Origin of the sequence: Paraburkholderia elongata, from assembly GCF_013177735.1 — a bacterium.
Taxonomy (GTDB): Bacteria; Pseudomonadota; Gammaproteobacteria; order Burkholderiales; family Burkholderiaceae; genus Paraburkholderia; species Paraburkholderia elongata.
Map to the genome: position 1 here is coordinate 105,259 of NZ_WOEZ01000210.1, position 19,661 is coordinate 124,919.

The 19,661-nt window shown below is 60.3% G+C and carries 20 protein-coding genes; 9 read left to right on the forward strand and 11 right to left on the reverse strand.

What is annotated here, in order from left to right; translation table 11 throughout:
- Positions 1-56 precede the first annotated feature (56 nt).
- The 3 genes from GNZ13_RS37635 to GNZ13_RS37645 form a co-directional block, all read right to left on the reverse strand.
- Positions 57-1,043 carry a 2Fe-2S iron-sulfur cluster-binding protein gene (locus GNZ13_RS37635; protein WP_172174401.1) on the reverse strand — a complete coding sequence of 329 codons (987 nt, stop codon included), beginning with the start codon at positions 1,041-1,043 and terminating at the stop codon, positions 57-59.
- Between the two features lie 102 nt (positions 1,044-1,145).
- Positions 1,146-1,616, reverse strand: coding sequence for an aromatic-ring-hydroxylating dioxygenase subunit beta (locus tag GNZ13_RS37640; protein WP_172174404.1), 471 nt, complete (start codon positions 1,614-1,616; stop codon positions 1,146-1,148).
- Between the two features lie 2 nt (positions 1,617-1,618).
- A complete protein-coding gene (locus tag GNZ13_RS37645; RefSeq protein WP_172174407.1) occupies positions 1,619-2,890 on the reverse strand; it encodes an aromatic ring-hydroxylating dioxygenase subunit alpha in 1,272 nt (423 codons plus the stop codon).
- A gap of 163 nt (positions 2,891-3,053) precedes the next feature.
- On the opposite strand from GNZ13_RS37645, the gene GNZ13_RS37650 reads away from it, so the two are divergent.
- Entirely contained in the window at positions 3,054-3,842 is a 789-nt protein-coding gene (locus GNZ13_RS37650) for an IclR family transcriptional regulator domain-containing protein (protein WP_236002367.1), read from the forward strand.
- Between the two features lie 98 nt (positions 3,843-3,940).
- Here GNZ13_RS37650 and GNZ13_RS37655 read toward each other — a convergent pair whose 3' ends face one another.
- Entirely contained in the window at positions 3,941-4,672 is a 732-nt protein-coding gene (locus GNZ13_RS37655) for an IclR family transcriptional regulator domain-containing protein (RefSeq protein WP_236002368.1), read from the reverse strand.
- A 232-nt stretch (positions 4,673-4,904) separates the two neighbouring features.
- Here GNZ13_RS37655 and GNZ13_RS37660 point away from each other — a divergent pair, with 232 nt between their 5' ends.
- From GNZ13_RS37660 to GNZ13_RS37670, 3 genes are all read left to right on the forward strand, one after another.
- The gene (locus tag GNZ13_RS37660; RefSeq protein ID WP_172174416.1) at positions 4,905-5,663 is read left to right on the forward strand and encodes an SDR family NAD(P)-dependent oxidoreductase; all 759 of its coding nucleotides are present in this window, start codon (positions 4,905-4,907) and stop codon (positions 5,661-5,663) included.
- Positions 5,664-5,674: 11 nt separating this feature from the next.
- The gene (locus GNZ13_RS37665) at positions 5,675-7,132 is read left to right on the forward strand and encodes an NAD-dependent succinate-semialdehyde dehydrogenase (protein WP_172174419.1); all 1,458 of its coding nucleotides are present in this window, start codon (positions 5,675-5,677) and stop codon (positions 7,130-7,132) included.
- Between the two features lie 361 nt (positions 7,133-7,493).
- Positions 7,494-8,708, forward strand: coding sequence for a substrate-binding domain-containing protein (locus tag GNZ13_RS37670; RefSeq protein WP_172174421.1), 1,215 nt, complete (start codon positions 7,494-7,496; stop codon positions 8,706-8,708).
- 31 nt (positions 8,709-8,739) lie between these two features.
- Here the strand turns inward: GNZ13_RS37670 and GNZ13_RS37675 are convergent, their stop codons facing one another.
- Positions 8,740-8,889 carry a hypothetical protein gene (locus GNZ13_RS37675; RefSeq protein WP_172174423.1) on the reverse strand — a complete coding sequence of 50 codons (150 nt, stop codon included), beginning with the start codon at positions 8,887-8,889 and terminating at the stop codon, positions 8,740-8,742.
- A 252-nt stretch (positions 8,890-9,141) separates the two neighbouring features.
- Between GNZ13_RS37675 and GNZ13_RS37680 the strand changes: the two genes are divergently transcribed.
- The 4 genes from GNZ13_RS37680 (at position 9,142) to GNZ13_RS37695 (ending at position 12,390) form a co-directional block, all read left to right on the forward strand.
- Complete coding sequence (locus GNZ13_RS37680) at positions 9,142-10,089, forward strand: 3-keto-5-aminohexanoate cleavage protein (RefSeq protein ID WP_172174426.1); 948 nt, start codon at positions 9,142-9,144, stop codon at positions 10,087-10,089.
- A 114-nt stretch (positions 10,090-10,203) separates the two neighbouring features.
- Entirely contained in the window at positions 10,204-10,713 is a 510-nt protein-coding gene (locus tag GNZ13_RS37685) for a nuclear transport factor 2 family protein (protein WP_172174429.1), read from the forward strand.
- Between the two features lie 94 nt (positions 10,714-10,807).
- Positions 10,808-11,920 (forward strand): Gfo/Idh/MocA family protein, encoded by a 1,113-nt coding sequence (locus tag GNZ13_RS37690; RefSeq protein WP_172174432.1) that lies wholly within the window; start codon positions 10,808-10,810, stop codon positions 11,918-11,920.
- 233 nt (positions 11,921-12,153) lie between these two features.
- On the forward strand, positions 12,154-12,390 hold the full coding sequence (locus tag GNZ13_RS37695; protein WP_172174435.1) for a hypothetical protein: 237 nt from the start codon (positions 12,154-12,156) through the stop codon (positions 12,388-12,390).
- Positions 12,391-12,468: 78 nt separating this feature from the next.
- On the opposite strand, the gene GNZ13_RS37700 is transcribed toward GNZ13_RS37695, so the two are convergent.
- Positions 12,469-12,999: a MarR family winged helix-turn-helix transcriptional regulator gene (locus tag GNZ13_RS37700; protein ID WP_172174438.1), complete on the reverse strand. Its 531-nt coding sequence runs from the start codon at positions 12,997-12,999 to the stop codon at positions 12,469-12,471.
- 342 nt (positions 13,000-13,341) lie between these two features.
- Here GNZ13_RS37700 and GNZ13_RS37705 point away from each other — a divergent pair, with 342 nt between their 5' ends.
- Entirely contained in the window at positions 13,342-15,087 is a 1,746-nt protein-coding gene (locus GNZ13_RS37705) for an FAD-binding protein (RefSeq protein WP_172174441.1), read from the forward strand.
- Between the two features lie 124 nt (positions 15,088-15,211).
- On the opposite strand, the gene GNZ13_RS37710 is transcribed toward GNZ13_RS37705, so the two are convergent.
- The 5 genes from GNZ13_RS37710 to GNZ13_RS37730 all read right to left on the reverse strand — a co-directional run bounded on the left by GNZ13_RS37710 (position 15,212) and on the right by GNZ13_RS37730 (position 19,638).
- A complete protein-coding gene (locus tag GNZ13_RS37710; RefSeq protein WP_172174444.1) occupies positions 15,212-15,751 on the reverse strand; it encodes a MarR family winged helix-turn-helix transcriptional regulator in 540 nt (179 codons plus the stop codon).
- A 243-nt stretch (positions 15,752-15,994) separates the two neighbouring features.
- Positions 15,995-16,762 (reverse strand): SDR family NAD(P)-dependent oxidoreductase, encoded by a 768-nt coding sequence (locus tag GNZ13_RS37715; RefSeq protein WP_172174447.1) that lies wholly within the window; start codon positions 16,760-16,762, stop codon positions 15,995-15,997.
- A gap of 17 nt (positions 16,763-16,779) precedes the next feature.
- Complete coding sequence (locus GNZ13_RS37720) at positions 16,780-17,163, reverse strand: nuclear transport factor 2 family protein (RefSeq protein WP_172174450.1); 384 nt, start codon at positions 17,161-17,163, stop codon at positions 16,780-16,782.
- Between the two features lie 154 nt (positions 17,164-17,317).
- On the reverse strand, positions 17,318-18,385 hold the full coding sequence (locus GNZ13_RS37725) for a porin (protein WP_172174453.1): 1,068 nt from the start codon (positions 18,383-18,385) through the stop codon (positions 17,318-17,320).
- Between the two features lie 254 nt (positions 18,386-18,639).
- Positions 18,640-19,638, reverse strand: a complete 999-nt coding sequence (locus GNZ13_RS37730) for an ABC transporter permease (protein ID WP_236002369.1) — start codon at positions 19,636-19,638, stop codon at positions 18,640-18,642.
- Positions 19,639-19,661: the final 23 nt, after the last annotated feature.

The following is a 19,661-nucleotide window of genomic DNA, read 5'->3' on the forward strand; positions in this document are numbered from 1 at the left end:
CCGGCCGGAATCAACCAGGTTTTTTCGGCCTGGGCGCTCTTTCTTTTCGCACTGCGTCAGCCGGTATGAACGAATGCGTCGCTGAAGAAGTCGTCTTCGGGCAAGCCGGTCTTCACGAAGGTGTCGCGCGCGGCGCTCGTCATCGACGGGTTGCCGCATGCGTACACTTCATATCCCGCGAGCGAGCCGAAGTCTTCGAGCACAGCCTCGTGCACGAAACCGCGCCGGCCCGTCCACGCCTCGTCCGCTTCGGACAGCACCGGCACGAACTTCACGCGGCCACTGTCGTGCCATTTCTGCGCGGGTGCCGCGAGATAGAGGTCTTCGGCGCGGCGCGCGCCCCAGTACAGATGCAACGGCCGTCCGAGCTTGCGCTTGATGGCGTCCTCGACGATCGACTTCACCGGCGCGAACCCCGTGCCTGTCGCGAGCAGCACGGCGGGCCTGTTCGACCCTTCGCGTAGCGTGAACTCTCCGAACGGCAGCTCGATGCGCAGCCTGTCGCCCTTCGCGAGGCGGCCCAGCACGCCTTCGGAGAATCGGCCGCCAGGCACGTGGCGCACGTGCAGCTGCACGCTGTCGTTCTCGTGCGGCGCATTCGCCATCGAATAGTTGCGCCGCGTGCCGTCCTCCAGTTCGATCTGCAGATACTGGCCGGCACCGAACTTCGCGCGCACACCCGCGGGCAGCCGCAACTGCAGGATGCTGACGTCGGAGGCCGGCTGCGTGATGCGGTACACGGAGACCTCGAGCGTCTTGCGCACGACGGGGTCGCGCTTCTCGATGCGACGCGGCGCGATCGTCAGGTCCGTGTCGGGGCTTAGGCAGCACAGCAGCGCGCGCTCGGCCGGCGCCGCCACTGCGCCCTGCACCGTCGAACACCCCTCGCCCGCCACGAGGCGTCCTTCGCAGGACGCGCAGACGCCCTTGCGGCATGAGTACGGCACCACATAGCCGGCGCGTTCGGCCGCGTCGAGCACGGTTTCACCGGCCGCGCACGGAAACGTTATGTCGCTGTCAGCGACGGAAATTAAAAAGTCCAAGATGTCACCTCGATGCGTTGTCAGCAGGTGTCGGTCGAAGTTCGGGGCGGATCAGCCGGCGCGGCCACCATCGCATGCGCCTCCCAGGCAGGTTCGCGGGCGTCATAGCGGCAACGCAAGCAGCGTGTCGATACGCGAGCTGTCGCACACGACGACGCGCTCGCGCAACCGCACGCCCGCCTCGTCGCGCACGTACACGTCGCAATAGCGACCCGTCGCAAACAGGTCGGTGGTCCCGTCGCGCATGATGCGCGCGACCATGAACGATGTTTCGCTGCGCACCTCAGTGCCGTCGTCGCTGATCACATACGGTTGCCCGAGCAGATGGCGGTAGGCGTGCCGTTCATAGACATTGGCGTCGCGCAGCGACGCAACCCTGTCGACCAGCATGCCGTGGGAGGCCGCGTAGATCATGCTGCCCACGAGACCGCGGCGATGGTTATCGGCGGTCGTGACCCTGTACACGCACGACGTGATGAAGAACTCGGGCCACTGCCCGAGGTCGCCGTCGTCGATGCAGCGCACGTATTCGGCCTGCGCATGGGCGATCAGTTGGTGGATGTCCTGCGTCATCGTCAATATCCCATTGCGTTACGGTAGGCCTTCCAGAAGCCTCGAATCGATGCTTCCGTTACGCGGATCGCACTGCTGGTCGTGCCGTCGCCGCCCATCTCAATCACCGAGCGTGCGTCGCTTGCCCCGTCGATTCCGCGCTGCACGAAGCCGCCCACGCAGCCGTCCTCCATCGAAACATACCCGGCCGGGCCCACGAGGTTCGCCTGGCGCAGACGCATTTCCCGCAACTCGGGCGTATCGTCCTCGAAGCCGAGATAGATCCAATTCAGTTCGGTCTGGCGCACGCCGCGTGGCAAGATCTGGCGCACCGCGATGGCGTTCTGGATCTGCTGGAGCACGAAGCCCGGAAAGACTGAAAGAATCTGCAGCGTGATGCCGTCGCCGAACTCGTCGGTGCCCGCAAGCACCGAGGTATCTTCGAGGCGGTGGCCGCTCTCCGAGCGGATGTTCTGAGCTGCGTAGTCCTTCGTGGCTGCCTGCTTCGCCGCTTCAGCCGCGTGATCGACTGCTGAATAGCTGACGTGATGCCCGCCGCTGGGGTCGACGATGATGCCACCGCGCTGCGACAGCTTGTTCAACTGGAAGGTCGTGAAGAACAGATGCAGGATGCTTGCATGATAGGAATCCTTGACGTTCTCGAAATAGAGCTTCCAGTTGTTCGGCAACATCTGTGTGAAGCGGCCGAGCACAACGGGCGTGCGGTTTTCAAGCACACGTGCAATGCGTTCGACGATCTCGTCGCCAAGGTATTCGTCGAGGGCTGGCACGTCGTCGGAGAAGCTGCCGAACACGAGACCGTGGAGCGTCGCCACGCGCAGCTTGCGCAGGCCGTGATCGCCGAGGCAGAAGTCTTCCTTCATGCCGCCCTGGCCGTTGATGCCGTCCCGGAACGCGACGCCGAGCAGATCGCCCTGCAGGCTGTAGGTCCAGGCATGGTAGACGCAACTGAAATCCTTCGCGTTGCCCGCGTCTTCCAGGCAAACCATCGCGCCGCGATGCGCGCAGCGGTTTTCGAATGCATAGAGCTCGCCGTCCGTGTCGCGCGTGACCACCACGGGAGCATCGCCGATGAACGTACTGCGGAAGTCGCCCGGATTCGGTAGCTCGGCTTCGAGGCACAGATAACTCCAGTTCGGACCACGAAAGATCGCTTCCTGCTCGTCCGCATAGGCATCGTCACTCTGGAACAGCGCATAAGGCACGCGTGTGACGCCCTCGATGGGCCACTCGATGCTGGCGCGGCGCGCCGGCTGGATGGGGATGATGTTCAAGTTGCTGACTCCGTAGAGGGCGTTTGCCAAACGCCGATTACCGGGGCCTCGGCGGGACTGCAGTTGACAGCCCCTCCCAGGTGTGTTCGAATATCGTACAATGTTCGATATACGACCCAATATGACACCCATCAAAAGCCCTGTCAATACAGAGGAGCGCGCAATGTCGCCCATCGAAGACGAGTCCGGAACCATCAAGTCCCACGCGAAGGAAGGTATGGGGGGCCTGGCCAAAGGGCTGGCCATCATCGAGGCGTTCGGCCCGAACACCACGCGCATGACCGTTTCGGATGCGGCAAATCTGGCTGACCTGAGCCGCCCCGCGGCGCGGCGCTGCCTGCTAACGCTCGTCGAGCACGGCTATCTCGCCCACGACGGCAAGTTCTTCACGCCGCTGCCGCGCATGCTGAGACTGGGTAGCGCCTACCTCAGCACGTCCTCGCTACCGCAGATTGCACAGCCGCTTCTGGCGAGCACGCGCGACAAGCTGCAGGAGTCCGTCTCGTTGGCCGTGCTGGACGAGGGTTATGCGGTGTTCATCGCACGCGCCGAGGCGGTCCGTATCGTGTCGACGGGCGTGAAGCTCGGCGGCCGCTTGCCCGCCTATTGCTCAGCCACGGGACGCGTGCTGCTCGCCGGCCTGCCTGAAGAGCAGGTGCGCGCGCACCTCGAAAGCGTGCCCATGAAGCGGCTCACCGATCGCACCGTGGCCAATCTCGACGGGGTGTTGAAGGCGATCCGGCGCGCGGCAGAGGACGGCTATGCGATCAGCGACGAGGAGATCGAAATCGGCATGTCGGCGATGGCGGTTCCGGTGAAGAACAGCGCCGGGCAGATCGAGGCGGCGGTGAGCGTAAGCGTCTATTCAGGGCGCGTGAATATCGAAACGTTGCGGGAAACCTTCCTGCCGGCGCTGCGTGAAACGGCCGCGCGCCTGCAACGTTCGCTTTAGGCCGGCTGGCGAGGCGTGTTCCGTACTACGAATGTTTCCTGACGTATGCGGCACGCCGCGCAGGCTCGCTGACTTTGCCCGGCACGAGAGGCGGAGCGCTACAACAGGGCGGCAAGGTGGCGGCGCGCGCTTTCAAGTTCTGGCAGCAGGTGTTCCACTACGCCTTCGCGCGTCATGCGGCTTGTGGACACCGAAAGGCTCATGGCAGCAACCATCTCACCACGTGCGTTGCGGATCGGAACGGCGATTGAGCGAATACCGATCTCCAGTTCTTCATCGATGATGGCGTACCCGTGTCTGCCCACAAATTCGATCTCCTTCATGATGCTGGTGATCGTAGTGAGGGTGTGAGGCGTCAGAGCGGGACGTGCCATTCTGTTGAGCATGAATCTCACCTCGGCCGGCGGTCGTCCTGACAGCAAAACGCGCCCTGTGGCACTACAGTAAGCAGGCAGGCGCGAGCCAACACCCAAACCGCTGGACAGGCGGCGCCGATGCGTTGAGCGCGCGACGAAGACGGCATCCTGCAAATCCAGCACTGCGATCGAGGCCGACTCCTGCGTGCGTTCGCTGGTGATCTCCAGAATGGGTTGCGCGACCTTGGTCAGCGGATCTGAAACGACATAGGCGTAGCCCAGCCTCAGAGCGCGGGGTGCCAGGACAAAACTGTAACCATCCTGCGTGGCATAGCCCAGCCTGCAAAGCGTGAGCAAACTGCGTCGTACCGAACCCTTGGTATGGCCGGTTATCTCGGCCGCCTGTGTCACGGTCAACGGTCCTTTTTTCATACCGAAAGCTTCGATGACGGACAGCCCTTTTTCGAGCCCCATCACGTATTCCGGTTCGTTTTGCCGTGATTCTTTCCCGCCCGCATGAGACGCCATAGACCCTCGCGAAATTCGAATTCCGTATAAAAGTCCGGTATGCGGACATTCTAGCCAGGTTCGTTGACACCTAATCAGCCTTTGCCGATATTTCGCTACATACCAGAGGGCAAGCGGCCGCCCCATGAACATAGATCACTCATTGCCACCTGAAATATTCTGACGTGCGAAGGAAATCATGAAACCTGAATTACCCAAGCGCATTATTGTCACTGGCGGTGCCAGCGGCATTGGCTACGCTTTCAGCGAACACCTTGCACAGCTGGGGCATCGTGTCGTCATCGCCGACCTGCGTGGCGCAGACGAAGCTGCAGCACGTCTTCGTGAGTCCGGACATCAAGTCATCGGCGTGCGCACGGACGTTGTCAGCGAGGCAGATGTCGCTGACATGGCGGCCGCAGCAGTCTCGGAGTTCGGCGGAATCGATGGACTGGTCAATAACGCCGCACTGTTTACCACCCTGACGCTCAAGCCGTTTGAGCAGATCACGAATCAGGAATGGATGCGGGTGATGGAAGTCAACACCATGGGGCCATTCAACTGTGCCAAAGCAGTGTTGCCGCATCTGCGCAAGAGCGGCCGGGGGCGCCTGGTGAACATCGCTTCCACTGTGCCAATCAAGGGGCCGGTGAATATGGCGCACTACGTGGCCAGCAAGGGAGCCGTCATTGCCTTCACGCGCGCACTTGCGCGGGAACTGGCGAAGGACAGCATTACGGTCAATGCGATTGCCCCGGGCTTCACGCTGAGCGACGGCGTGCTGCAGACCGATCTGCAAGACCGCATTGGTGAAAACGCCCGTACTTCCGGCCGCTGTATTCAGCGCGATCAGGTGCCGGGTGACCTCGTGGCGGCGCTCGCGTACCTGGTCAGTGATGGTGCGGGCTTTGTCACCGGCCAAACCCTCGCCGTGGACGGCGGTAGTGTATTTCTTTGAGTCAGGCCGCCATGGACACCACAACCGCACAATACGAAGCACTCGCCCTCTACATCGGTGGCCGTTTCCTGAGCGCCCGTGGGCGACCCGAACAGGATGTGATCAACCCTGCAACTGGCGAGGCGTTCGCCCGATTGCCGCACGCTACGCCCCAGGACCTGGATGATGCCGTGAACGCAGCGGCGGATGCATTCCAGGTCTGGCGGCACACGCCGGCAATCGAACGCTCAGCATTGCTGCGCCGTGTTGCCTCGTTGATCCGGGAGCGAGCTCCGCAGATCGCCCGTAACATTACCCTCGACCAGGGTAAGCCTTTGGCCGAAGCCATTCTGGAGGTACAAAGTTGCGCTGAGCACGCCGAATGGCATGCAGAGGAGTGCCGGCGTATTTATGGGCGCGTGATTCCGGCGCGCACGCCGGGCGTGCGGCAGACGGTCTCCCGTGAGCCCATAGGTGTTTGCGCTGCGTTCACACCGTGGAACTTCCCCTTCAACCTGGCACTACGCAAGGTGGTCGCCGCCTTGGGTGCGGGCTGCACGATAGTACTCAAGGGCCCTGAGGATTCGCCAAGCGCAGTGGTCGCGCTGGCGCGTATATTTCACGATGCAGGTTTGCCATCGGGATGCCTCAACGTCGTCTGGGGCGTGCCGTCCGAGGTTTCCACCCATCTCATCAACGCTCCGGCGGTGCGAAAGATTTCGTTCACTGGCTCCGCCACTGTCGGCAAACAGTTGGCGTCGATGGCCGGCGCGCAGATGAAGCGCATGACGATGGAACTAGGGGGTCACTCGCCGGTGCTGGTGTTCGACGATTCTGACGTAGAACAGGCAGCGCGTTTTCTGGCGCGCACCAAGACACGCAATGCCGGTCAGGTCTGCATGGCACCGAGCCGCTTCTTCGTGCACGAAAAAGCCTATGAGCGGTTCGTGAATGCCTTCGCTGCCGAATACGCGCCGCTACGGGTCGGAGACGGCCTCGATCCCCAGACCCAGATGGGACCGCTGGCCCACGAACGACGCATCGACGCAATGCAGGCCCTGGTGACGGACGCGCGGGAGCGCGGCGCATCGCTGGTGTGTGGTGGCAGCCGTCTGGCTGAAACAGGTTACTTCTTCCCCCCGACCATCCTCACCGGCGTGCCCGATGACGCGCGCCTGATGGTCGAGGAACCATTCGGACCCGTTGTTCCGATAACGACATTCAGTAGCACTGAAGAGGTGTTGTCACGTGCCAACGCACTGCCATACGGCCTGGCTTCCTACGTGTTCACCAATTCGATCGCGACCGCCGAATACGTTGCAGGTCGTATCGAGGCCGGAATGGTTGGAATCAACCATTTCGGCCTGGCATTGGCCGAGACGCCACTGGGGGGCGTGAAGGAGAGCGGCATGGGCAGCGAAGGAGGCATCGAGACGTTCGATGGCTACCTCGTCACCAAGTTTGTGTCGCAGGCCAGTCGGGTGCCCTGACAACGACGCGACTGGACCTCTTCGTTAGTGACCCCGTACGAGCAAACTTTCGTGCATTTCTGAGAACGCGTTCGTACCGTGTCCTCCGCCGCTGCGTCGGTACTGGCCGCAGCACTCGCCCCTTCCTCACCACTGCACGCGAAGCGCATTCGGCCGCACCCGTCACGTTCACGTGCGCCCTTGCCAGGGACTTTCCCCAGGGTGCTTGACTTCACTCATCCCAAGACGCATTATTCGATATAAATCGATCCTGCAACACACTGTTTCATTTAGCATCACGTACCAATACCGCCACAGGAAGTTCCATTTTCCTGATCGACCCATTTCCATTACTCATCCATCACCCAAGGCGAGGATCACCATGTTCTTCAAGCTTCGCGCGTCGCAAGCTGCAGTGCAAAAACCGCAAAGTCCGCTCGTTGCGCAAAAGACTATGCCCGCTTATCAGTGCGGCCTCAAGAATCGGCGCGATCTTCGATTCTGGCGAGGGAAGATGCTCGTCTCGATTACGCAAATAAGCGCCAGCCTGCTTCTTGCCACGGGTTTGATCTGTACCCCTGCCCACGCGGCGGGAGATTCCATCACGAACCATCAAGGCGACATCACGCCGATGTGCGGTACGAAGCCGATGATCGTCGGCGTGTCGGACGGCTACGGCGGCAATACGTGGCGCAAGACTGGCCTCGCGGAAGTCAAGGACGAGCTCAGTCGGTGCAAGAACGTCACGCGGATCATCTACAGCAATGCCAACGGCGATCCGCAGAAGGCGAATTCCGATATCAACAGCATGGTCGCGCAGGGCATCAACGTCCTCATTCTGCTTCCTGACTTCGGCGCGGTGCAGCTTCCCGCAATGCGGGCGGCCATGAAGGCGGGCGTCGCGGTCGTCCCGTACTCGGCTCAGATGGCGGGCACACCTGGCCGTGACTACGTCGTCAACGTGGTGGGCGATACGCAGCAGATCGGTGTCCTGTGGGCCGACTGGCTCGGAACCACGCTGAAGAAGGGGAATGTCGTGTTCATGGGCGGATCGCCCGGAGCGACCACCTCCCAAAACTTCATGGACGGTCTGAGAGGCGGACTCAAGAAATACCCGGATCTGAAGCTGCTCAACGAGCAGTACATCGTGACGAACTGGAATCCCGTCGACGCCCAGAAGGCCACCGTCGGTCTGATCGCGCAGTATCCGAAGATTGACGCCATCGTGACAGATGGCGGCGAAACTGCGCTGGCCGCCGTAAAGGCATTCGAGCAGGCTCACCTGCCTGTCCCCGCCATCGCGACGATTGCAAGCGACAACCAGGTGAATTGCCACTTTATGTCGGCGAAGCAGTCGGGCAAGCCCTATCCGTATTACACGCTCGACGGCACGACGACTTACGTCCGCTTTGCCGTGCGGCAGGGTGTAGCGGCCTATCAGGGGACGGTAAACAAGGAGTCGCCGTCGATTCTGCCCTTTGCCTACGCAGATAGTGCCAAGGGCCTCGATCCGAAGTGCGATCCGACCGCTCCGCCGGATGCCGACCTCACCTCCGCGCTCCCGCCGCAGAAGCTGAAGGCCGTGTTCGAGCGTTGATCGCTAAAAACGCGTCACAAACGAACAGCATTCACTGCTGCAGATCGATAAGGTCACAAACGATGGTCTTGTCCAGCGCGAAGTCCGCCACGAGCCGCGCGGGCTTCGCGCTTTCTTCCTCGAACTGCCTCGCGCGCCCTACCTCCGAGGGCGACAGGCTTCCCAATTTCTTCCCGAGCATGACCTCCTGGTCTCAGTAGGACCGTTGCTCGCGCGCCGTTCACCAGGGCATTCCCCAAGTTCCTTGACTTATTTAATTCTACAACGCATCATTCGATATAAATCGATGTTGCATGGAATTATCTTGATGCACGCGATCTGATTTCCGGAGGGGTCTGCTTTTCGGCGCGACCCGCCAAAACCTCTCCAGTTTGGTTGCCGTGGGTTCGGAAGATTTGCGAGCCTAAATTCACTACCTGTGTCGAGGATCATCATGGTCGAAAAACTGTCTCTCTGGGAAGCCGCCAAACGCGAAATGGAGGAGTACCAGTTCATTGCCGGAGCCGAGCTGCAACCCAAATGGGACGTGTCGGAAAAGATTGCGATCAATGCCGCCGTATCGGGGCGCTTTGAGAGCACCACGTCGCTCGCGGAGTATGTGGATGCCGCGTCGGACGTCATCGAAGCCGGCGCCTGCGGCGTGCACATCGACTTTTCGTTCATGACCGACGAGAAGGGGCGGCGCCTCGACCGTGACATCCCGCCAGTTGAGGCATATTCCGCCGTTCTCGAGCCGCTGCGCTCGCGCTTTGGCAACGACTTCGTGCCGAATCTGAACGTCCTCAACGGCTCGACATTCGATGAGTGTGTGAGCCCCGCGCGCGCAGGTCTGACCGAAGTCGCACCGTGCGCGCCGGGTCATCCGGAAGCCTTCATGGTGCCCGCCATCGCGGAGCTCGAGGCAACCGGCGTCAAGCCGGAACTGGCCATCCACAGCTCCGGCGAGATCGAGCTCGCGAAGCGCAAACTGATCGATACCGGCATTCTCAAGAAGCCCTACAACTGGCTGATTCTCTATGGCCTGCCGTTCAACGTCGGTCGCACGCTGGTGTCCGGCACGTGGGTGAGCGATGCCCAGGACATGACGCGCCACATGTTCCTCATGGTCGACCAGATTCGCAAGATCGATCCGACTTCGGTCATCAGCGTCTGTGCGGCCGGTCGCGCGACACTCTATATGACGACCCTTGCCACGATGATGGGCCTGCATATCCGGATTGGCACCGAAGACACGCCGTGGAAGTACCCGAACAGCGACGAGCGCCTCAAGGACAATCTGGAGATGTTCAACATGGCGCGCGACATCGCCGGCCTGCTCGGACGCAAGCCTGCCTCGGCCAATGAATACCGGGCGCTGGTCGGCAAGCCGGCCCGGAATTAAAAGGATAGCGCGGCCATGACCGCGCAAGCGGACAACGGTGCAGGCACGACGGGAGTGGGCGATCGTGCTCTGCACGCGAGTTCAACCGCGACGATCCAATCAAGGAGACCGAAATTGGAAGCGAAACTTCAGCAGCTACTGGATGAAGCGGAGATTTGCCGCGTTCATATCCGCTATTGCCGTGGCATCGATCGGATGGACTGGGATCTCGTGCGGTCGTGTTATCACCCGGATGCAATCGACAGGCACGGCGCGTACAACGGAGGTGTTGAAGGTTTCATCGACTGGGCAGCCGAGTTGTTGCCGAACTTCGAATCGACGCAGCACTTCACCGGCAACCAGTATGTCGAGGTCCACGGCGATGTGGCGTTTGCGGAACACTATGCGCAGGCAAGCCACCGCACGAAACCCGACGGCGACAAGCCAGCGATGGATTGGGTGGTGAACATTCGCTACGTGGACCGCATGGAGCGGCGAAAAGGTGAATGGCGCATTGCCGATCGGATGGTCGTGCTCGACTCCCAGCGATCGGACCCGGTTCCCGGAGATCTGGCACCGCTCGAAAATTTCACTGTCGGGCGCCGTGACAAGGAGGATCCGTCGTACAAATACCGGATCGCATGACGGCTCCGCCAGTGCCTGTGGCTGGCTCCAGATGAGCAACCTTTGAGATCAGGCGCTCGACGTTATTGCAGTTATCTAAAGATTAGAGGAAGCAATGGAAGGAAAATATCGTGTCGGTATCGTCGGCCTGAGCCCAGGACGCGGTTGGGCGGCGACAGCCCATATTCCGGCCTTGCGGGCCTTGTCCGACGTCTTTGAGCTTGCCGGCGTGGCGAATACAAGCCTCGCGAGCTCGCAGGCTTCGGCAGCCGCTTTCGACATCCCGCGAGCGTTCGAAAGTGCCGCTGCGCTGGCCGCATCGCCAGACATCGACATCGTCGTCGTCACCGTCAAGGTTCAGCATCACAAGGAAGTCATCACGGCGGCCCTGCAGGCAGGCAAGAGCGTGTACAGCGAATGGCCGCTCGGCAATGGGCTCGAAGAAACCATCGCACTTGCCGAACTCGCGCGCGAGAAAAAGACATTGGCCGTCGTTGGCGCACAGGCGATCGCCTCCCCCGAAGTGCAGTTCATGCGCAAGCTCGTCGCCGACGGCAAGATCGGCGATGTCCTGTCGTCGACGTACGTCGGTTCGGGTTTCAGCTGGGGAGACGACATCCTGCAGGGTGACGCCTACGCCATGGACAACCGGAACGGCGCCACACTGCTTTCCGTGATCGGGGGGCATGCGATTTCGGCGATTGATGCCGTCCTCGGCGATATCGAACAGATCGGCGCGGTGCTCTCGCAACGCAGGCAAACCGTGCGCATCATCGAGACGGGCGAAACCGTCGAGATGAAAACGCCCGATCACCTCATGGCGAACGCGATTTTGCGCTCCGGAGTGCCGCTGTCGTTGCAACTCCGTGGTGGCGTGCCGCGTGGGATCAAGCTGCTGTGGGAGATCAACGGAAGCGAGGGCGATCTGCGTGTCACGGCGAGGAATGAATACGTCCCGGCGGTCAACATCTCGCCCTTGCGCGTCGAGTTCGGACGCAAAGGCCAGAACGGCTACGAGGAACTCGACATCCCGGATCCCTTCCCGATCGATGCCGACGATGCCGTTGCAGCGCGCAATGTCGCCGGCGTTTACCGGTTGCTCGCCGATGACCTGCGCCATGGCACCCGCACGGCGCCCAGCTTTGATCACGCACGCGTACTACACGAAGTGCTCTATGCAATCGAGCAGTCGAGTGAAACGGGCAAGCGGGTCAAGGTGAGGAAGTAACAAGCGTGTGCGGCTCTCGTATGCGCCGCACACGCACATGAAACGCGTAGACAGGAGTGTGCAGTGCCCCATCCTGTCCATGGTCGGCCGGGGCTGGGCGCGGAGCGATGCAGGCAGGTTGCAGGTGTTGGTCCTGGCTGGCCTCGCGGCGGACGTGAACGTCCATTTGGTGAGCGAGGCCGGTCAGTTGGTTGTAGTCACGCGATCAAGGCGAGCGTGATAAGGAGAAGATCATGGCTAGCGCAGGAAAGTCGTTGCACTCGATGGTGGAACACTGGCTTGCTCCCACCTCGATGGACACGGTGCATGTGATCGAATTCAAGAACCAGCGTGCGAGGCGGCAATGTTACGTGTGCGTCGAAGCACGCAGGGCCGCCGGAACCGCGGCAATGTTCTTCTTTCGCCACAAGGACGGACTCTGGTGTATTTTCCCGCCGTGCCGGGAGCGCCCGTCCATGCGCGTGGCGTGAGCGCCCGCCGCCGTTCGCAGCACAACGATCAGCAATGCTCCCAACGACATCGTCGTCGTGCCAACGACCGGCCGGCGGCTAGTCGATCACCGAGTCGCCCTGAGACATCTGCGTCAGGTTGTCTTCGATCTGGTGCATGACTTTCCAGAAAACCCGGAGATCTTTTGCCGAGATGCCTTCGAGCGAAGCCGAAATCATTTCGGTGAGCTCAGGCAGCATTTCGTCGACAAGGCGTCGTCCTTCATCCTGCAGGCTGACGTAGTATTTTCTTCTGTCCTTGGGGTCGCGTGTGCGTCGCACGAGATTGCGCTTTTCCATGCTATCAAGCGCCGGTACGGCCGTGGTCGATGCAATGCCTACCCGCTTGCTGAGTTCGAGCTGGTTCATCTCGCCACGTTCGGCCAGAACCCGAAGATAGAACCAGTGCGCAACCGAAACGCCCTCCTTATCCAGTAGCTTCTGGCCTTGGGCGTCGTAGAGACGGTATATCGTGCGTGCCATCCATGGCACGGTTCGGCCGCGGTCGTCAAAAACGTCTGAGCGCTGACTACCCGCCGCTTCCAGCCCCTCGAGCGCGTCGTGCATTGCATTCGAACTCAATTTTGACATTGGCTATTCCTCAACTGGGGCCACCCGTCCGGCAACGCACGGACCGGGCATGGGTAGCAAACATCGTGCTCTCGATACAGAGAATTCCCTGGAACTCTTGACTTTTCCCATCCTAGAACACATCATTCGATATAAATCGATACTACAAAGAATTATCTCTCTGAAGATAATCTGTTTTGCGATGATTATACAGCATGCGCAAAATGGATGTGCAAGCGCCCCGCTGTAGCGCCGACCCGCCAGCGTTGATCCAAAGGATAGCCGGCCTGTCGGGCATGGCGCGTGCACTGGCCGGCATTTTCCCGACATACCTTCCGGGACCTCTCAAACAGGACAAGCGCTATGGGTACTGATATTACGGCAAGCTGGGATTTCGAGGTCGACGTCATTATTCTGGGAGCGGGTGCAGGCGGCATGTCGGCGGCCATCGTGTCGAAGAACGCAGGGCTCAAGCCGCTCCTTCTGGAGAAGACAGACCAGGTTGGCGGCACCTCCGCCTGGTCGGTCGGCATGATGTGGTTCGTAGATAGCGCGCCGATGCAGGAAGCTGGCTTCCAGGATTCCTTCGAGAAAGCACGTCGATACTTTGCGGCGACCGTCGGCGCCACCGTGGGTAGTCCGCTTCAGGAAAGCTACATCACCCAGGGCCGGGTCGCACTGGACTATCTGGAACGCCATTCCGAACTCAAGGTGATGGCGGTCCATTACCCGGACTACTATCCGGAGTCCGATGGCGGCATGTTCGGACGGGCTCACGCCCCGCTCGAGTTCGACGGGCGCGTGCTCGGTCCGCACTTCAAGGACCTGCGGGCACCGCTGCCGGCATTCGCTCCATTTGGCGGGATGATGCTCGACCTTCTGGATTTGAACCACTTCTTGTCCTTCACGCGCTCGTTCAAGTCGTTCTCGCATGTCGTGAAGCGCTTCCTGCGCTACGGCAAAGACCGCCTGAGCTATCATCGCGGCACCCGCCTCGTGGGCGGTAATGCGCTCATTGCGCGCCTGTACAAGACGATCCTCGACGAGCAGATTCCGGTTTGGCTAGGCGCGCATGCAACGCGGCTCATCACCGAGAATGGCGCCGTGATCGGTGCCGAAGTGACGTGCGATGGCCGCACGTCTCGCGTACGCGCACACCGCGGCGTCATTATTGCGACCGGCGGCTACAGCGGTAACCTCGAAATGCGACGCGAGCATTCCCGTCAGCCAACGGTCGAACTCGGCCTCGGCTTGCCGAGCAATGTCGGTGAAGGCATTCGACTCGGACTTTCAGTGGGTGGCCGGCTCGATCACAACGCGCGCGACACGGGTTACTACGTGCCGATTTCGCAATACCGGAACGAAAAAGGTAATACGCTGTGGGGCCACTTCATGCTCGATCGGCCCAAGCCCGGTTTCATTGCAGTGAACAAGGAAGGCAATCGCTTCACCAATGAAGCCGCGTCGTACCACGCCTTCACCCAGGGAATGTTCGATGCCGGCGCGATCCCTGCGTTTCTGGTCGCCGACGCAGCAGCCGTGAAGAAGTATGGCATTGGCGTCATCCTGCCGGGCATGTCGCTGCGCCGCTATGAGGAGTCGGGTTATCTCTATAGCGGCGAGACACTCGCGGAGCTCGCCGCCAAGGCAGGCATCAATGCCGCCGGGCTCGCGCGCAGCGTCGTACGCAACAACCGCTTCGCGGAGACCGGGGTCGACGAGGACTTCGGCAAGGGTGCGTCGGCCTACAACACCTACAAGGGCGACCCCACTCACACCCCGAACCCGTGTATCGGCCCGATCACGAAGGGACCTTTCTATGCAGTCAAGCTGATGCCGGGCGACTTCGGCACCAGCCGCGGTCTTGTGACGGGGCCCAACGGTGAAGTCCTGGACAACGACGACCGTCCGATTCCCGGCATCTTTGCATGCGGCAACGACATGAACTCGCCAGTTGGCGGCCACTACATTGGCGCAGGCATTACACTGGGGCCGGCGATCACGTTTGGTTATCTGGCCGCAATGGCGCTGGTAAAGCGTAGTCAGTCAGAGGCCGCCCCCGTTTCCACGGCCGCCTCTTCGCCGGCTCACAATATCACCCAAACCTGACAGTACCGCTGCCGGAATCAGGCGGAGCACAGCAAAATTTAGTTGTTGAAAGCGGCGCTGCGTACGCATCGATCGTCAATCACACGAGCGCAGAATCTTCGCTGCCGTCGGCGCTCGCGATTAGTCAGTCGACGATCGTGTCGCCTTGGGCCATTTGAATCAGGTTTGCTTCGATCTGGTGCATGACCTTCCAGAAGAGGCGCATGTCCTTCTGGGAGATTCCCTCGAGTGACACCGAAATCATGTCGGTAAGATCGGGCAGCATTGTGTCGACGAGGCGCTTGCCTTCGTCCTGTAGCTGGACGAAATACTTTCGCCTGTCGTTTGGATCGCGCACCCTTTTTACCAGCCCGCGCTTTTCCAGATAGTCGAGCGCGGGTACCGCGGTCGTCGACGCAATGCCAACACGCTTACTGAGCTCGAGTTGATTGACCTCGCCGCGTTCGGCCAGTACACGAAGGTAGTACCAGTACGCAATCGGAATAGCCTCCCTGTCAAGGAGCTTCTGCGCTTGTGCATCGTAAAGTCGGTGTACCGTTCGCGCGATCCACGGAATGGTTCTGCCGCGATCATCAAATACATCTGATGGTCTCTTCGCTGTTGCCTCTACTAACTTCGGAGCGGTGGTGACTGCCTTGATTGCAGACGAATTGGATTTGGGCATTCACTCATTCCTCAGCATGGGATCGAGCCATCGGTCGGTACTTACCTGTTCAAATTGATTCAACCAAAGAGAAATCATACAACAGGTTTGGCACGGCCTCTATGGGCGGCGGAAGGAGAAACGGCTGAGACCCGCGAATACAGTTTCGGCTGAAGCAAACGGCACGCCCGCATGGTCGGAGAGTTCCGTAGAAGGCCGTCCTTCCACGAGTGACAGGACGGCCGCATCAAGCGCACAGCAGCATCAAATGGCGAGGAATCCTCCATCGACCGCCAACTCGGCTCCCGTCACGAAGGATGCCTTATCCGAAAGAAGCCAAACGGCGGCAGCAGCAATCTCCTCCGGAACGCCGATTCTTCCCAGTGGGTGACTGGCTCGAAGCTGCTCGATCAAATGGGCAAATTGCGGATCGGATACCAGCGCCTGGACCATTGGCGTGTCCACGGCGCCCGGGAGTATAGCGTTGACCCGGATATGCATGTCACCGTAGTCGACCGCTGCGCCTTTCGTCACCCCCAGTACGCCGCCCTTGGAACCACAGTAGTCCGCTGCACTGCGCACTGCCACGCGGCCAAGCGTGGACGAAGTATTGACGATGGAGCCGCCCCCCGTCTGCAGCATGGCGCGTATCTCATGCTTCATGCAAAAGAACACGCCGTCGTAGTTGACTGACTGAATTCGGCGCCATTGCTCGGCAGTCAGTTCGTGCAGCAGGACGTTCGTCTGGGAAAGACCGGCATTGTTGAATGCGCCATCGAGCCGCCCATACTTGCTCAATGCCGCAGCCACGAGCGCTTCGACCTGTTTTTCATCGGCTACGTTCGTTGCTGCAAAGATTGCATCACCGCTTGCGCGTCGAATCGCCGAGACCGTCTCCTCTCCCGCGGCATCAACAATATCGGCAACAACAACGCGGGCCCCCGCCACGGAGAATGCCAGCGCCGCCGCACGCCCGATACCCGAGCCGCCGCCGGTGACGATGATGGTCTTCCCTTCAAGATCGCGATTCATTTCGTTGCCCCCATAGATCAACGCTCGAACAGCGGGGAAATATCGATGTAGATGCGGCATTCATCAATCAACCTGTCCTGCAACTTCCAGATCGTCACGGCCGGAATCGTCAACGTCGACCCGTCCTTGCGTGTGTAAGTCACGGATATTTGCGAAACAATGACATCCTCGAACGCCCATACGTTGATGAGGTGATGCTTGATGCCCGCCAGTTGATTCAGGAAATTCTGTGAAGCCGCAGCAGCATTTGCTCGACCGATGACAGGATCGCTATTCGCAAAGACGAAGGTGCAGTTCTCGGTCAAACAGTTCGCGAATCCCTGCTCGTCCTTCGAATCGATCGCTTCATATACCTTTGAAACAAACTCGATTGCTGCTGTGGTTGTTTGCGTAGTCAACATCGTGAATCGTCTCCTGGTTTGTAAACCGGCACCCGCGCGGATTGATCGACCCGGGACGCCGCCACATGACAGACCATGTCTGCGCCCCGGGTCGTGACCTCGCGAACGTCTCGCCGACTGACCGCCGGTCGCGCGCCAAGGTCATCAATTGCACTCAGAAGAAGTGCATGATGCCGAAGTAGCCACCTTGCTGGTTGTGGCCCGGCAGCGGCAGAGAGTCAGTCGTTTCAACCGGGAACGCGGACTGCTTGCCGTTAAACATTGCTCCGACGGTCAGGTAGAGGAATGTCCGTTTTGACAGGTTGTAGGTGGTGCCGATGGCACCGAGATTGCCCACTCCACCGCCATGATTCACGTTACCGTGATACCAGCCGGCCTGGAGCGAGAGCGCAGGGGTAGCCTGATACGAGGCGCCGACCCACTCCTGCTGGGAGCGTGTGGCGGCGTATGGGTTAAACGTAGTGGCGACCGTGTCCTGTCCGGATGAGACCAGTTGCTGATAGCCCGTGTAGAACTTGACCTGGCCAAACGTGTAGGTGACACCGGCCATGTATACCCGGGACGCGGTGTACAGGTCTGAAAATTTCCCTTTGGAATCGCGGAGTTCTTCATATACGCCGTACGCAGCGAAGCTGGCGCCCGTGTATTGTGCGCTCGCACTGAATTCGCGACCGCCGCGGAAGTTGCCAGCCTGGTTGCCGAAACCATCCTGAAGGCGGAAGGAGAAACCGCCCCAGTTAGGTGAATTGTAGGTGACCACGTTTGATCGCGGCCCCCACGCTCTTCCGAACGCGAAGTTGGCAATACCGGTCCCAACCTGCTCGCCCAGCGGGTCAATGTACCAGCCGGTTTCGTCGGCCAGGCTCATGGCCTCGCCGAACCAGATACTTCCGTATTTCTCGTGGGCCAGGCCCACATAGGCATCGCGGATAAAGAGCTCGTTAGTAAAAATCTGGCCGTTTCCGGACGAAAACAGGCTTTCGAGTTTAAAGACCGCATGCACGCCGCCGCCGAGGTCTTCATCGCCTTTCAGGCCAAACCAGCTGTACCCGTACTGATTACTGCCGAATCGGAAATTGCTCTTTGACTGGCCGTTCGTCGCCACATTTGTCACGAAGTCGAGGCCAGACGCAACGCGCCCATACAGGGTCACAGAGCTCTGTGCGTTTGCATTGCAGATCCCGATGACTGTCAAAGCCGTAAATAACGCCAGTTTTTTCATTTTGCAATCCTGAACGAAAAATGATCTCCATGGATAAAACCGAGGCCTCTTTCCGGGCCACACCGTACGGAATCAGCGGTCTTGCCACTGATTAGCACAGATAGACCGTAGGGCCTTTCAATCGCCCAGCTCGACCGCTGGTGCAAGCCAGAAGCGAACAGAACAAATAATCGCACTACTAATTACAAACCGACAATTTTCAAATCTGATCAATACGCGTCCACCGACGGCATGGCGGACGCGGCACAAAACGACTACCCCCTTGACTTGCGAATCGTGCGCAAAAGTTCTGGAAGATGACGTACTGTTGTCGCCAGAAGAATCGCGCAAGCCTGAACGAGGAGCTGAACAGCGGGGCCTGCGCCAAGCGCCAGCACGAGCTGACCGAGTTGCGCCATGAACAATGCGGCCACGGCACTCGCAACCACGCTGCCTCTGCCGCCCGTGAACGGCGTGCCCCCGACCACCACGGCCGCGATCGCCGGCAGGAGATAGTCGTTACCGGAAGTCTGCGACGCGCTTCCGATGAATCCGGCGAGCAGCATACCCGCCGCGCAAAAGCAAACGGCGGACGCGAGGTACGCCCCAATCCTGTACTTCAGCACGCCGACGCCTGCGGCTTCAGCCGCGCGCGGGTTCACCCCGACGGCGACGAACCTGCGCCCTACCGTGGTCTTGCGGGTAATGATCCACGCGGTCGTCACGAACGCGAGGGCGAACCAGACGTTGGCCGGAAGCCCAAGGAGCTGGGCGTGCGAAATGGTTTGCATGACGGTCGGAACGTTTACCGGAACGTTACCGGTCAACGAGCGTGCGCAGCCAATCAGCAGCGCGTTGACGGCAAGCGTCGCCACCAGCGGCGTAATCGCGACCCTCGAGATGAGCGCACCGTTGATGATTCCGACGATCCCGCCGATACAGACCGTAAAAATGACGGCGAGAACGATGGAATCGAACGCGAATCCCGTTCTGGCCATGACAATGCCCGCGAGCGAAACCATACCGATTGCCGACATGTCCAGCCCGCGCTGCTGGATAACCAGCGTTTGGCCCGTCGCGACGATTGCAAGAATGCCGGCGAACGGAAGCATAGCCAGGATCGAGCCTCGCGTCATCGTGCCCGGCGCGACGATGAAACTGCAAACGAAAAGCAGGATCAGCCCGACCCAGATCCATGAGAATTCATCAACCACGAGTAGCCGTGCCGGCTTTGCTTTTGATTTCGACGTAGAGGGCTCAAGGAATTCCGACATAACTTCCGCCTGATTGTGCGCTG

Bases quoted from the DNA above. Each gene is read 5' to 3' on its own strand.
- GNZ13_RS37640 (WP_172174404.1), bottom strand. From the start codon at position 1,616: ATGACGCAGGACATCCACCAACTGATCGCCCATGCGCAGGCCGAATAC.
- GNZ13_RS37650 (WP_236002367.1), top strand. From the start codon at position 3,054: ATGTCGCCCATCGAAGACGAGTCCGGAACCATCAAGTCCCACGCGAAG.
- GNZ13_RS37655 (WP_236002368.1), bottom strand. From the start codon at position 4,672: ATGGGGCTCGAAAAAGGGCTGTCCGTCATCGAAGCTTTCGGTATGAAA.
- GNZ13_RS37660 (WP_172174416.1), top strand. From the start codon at position 4,905: ATGAAACCTGAATTACCCAAGCGCATTATTGTCACTGGCGGTGCCAGC.
- GNZ13_RS37665 (WP_172174419.1), top strand. From the start codon at position 5,675: ATGGACACCACAACCGCACAATACGAAGCACTCGCCCTCTACATCGGT.
- GNZ13_RS37670 (WP_172174421.1), top strand. From the start codon at position 7,494: ATGTTCTTCAAGCTTCGCGCGTCGCAAGCTGCAGTGCAAAAACCGCAA.
- GNZ13_RS37675 (WP_172174423.1), bottom strand. From the start codon at position 8,889: ATGCTCGGGAAGAAATTGGGAAGCCTGTCGCCCTCGGAGGTAGGGCGC.
- GNZ13_RS37680 (WP_172174426.1), top strand. From the start codon at position 9,142: ATGGTCGAAAAACTGTCTCTCTGGGAAGCCGCCAAACGCGAAATGGAG.
- GNZ13_RS37690 (WP_172174432.1), top strand. From the start codon at position 10,808: ATGGAAGGAAAATATCGTGTCGGTATCGTCGGCCTGAGCCCAGGACGC.
- GNZ13_RS37695 (WP_172174435.1), top strand. From the start codon at position 12,154: ATGGCTAGCGCAGGAAAGTCGTTGCACTCGATGGTGGAACACTGGCTT.
- GNZ13_RS37700 (WP_172174438.1), bottom strand. From the start codon at position 12,999: ATGTCAAAATTGAGTTCGAATGCAATGCACGACGCGCTCGAGGGGCTG.
- GNZ13_RS37705 (WP_172174441.1), top strand. From the start codon at position 13,342: ATGGGTACTGATATTACGGCAAGCTGGGATTTCGAGGTCGACGTCATT.
- GNZ13_RS37710 (WP_172174444.1), bottom strand. From the start codon at position 15,751: ATGCCCAAATCCAATTCGTCTGCAATCAAGGCAGTCACCACCGCTCCG.
- GNZ13_RS37715 (WP_172174447.1), bottom strand. From the start codon at position 16,762: ATGAATCGCGATCTTGAAGGGAAGACCATCATCGTCACCGGCGGCGGC.
- GNZ13_RS37720 (WP_172174450.1), bottom strand. From the start codon at position 17,163: ATGTTGACTACGCAAACAACCACAGCAGCAATCGAGTTTGTTTCAAAG.
- GNZ13_RS37725 (WP_172174453.1), bottom strand. From the start codon at position 18,385: ATGAAAAAACTGGCGTTATTTACGGCTTTGACAGTCATCGGGATCTGC.
- GNZ13_RS37730 (WP_236002369.1), bottom strand. From the start codon at position 19,638: ATGTCGGAATTCCTTGAGCCCTCTACGTCGAAATCAAAAGCAAAGCCG.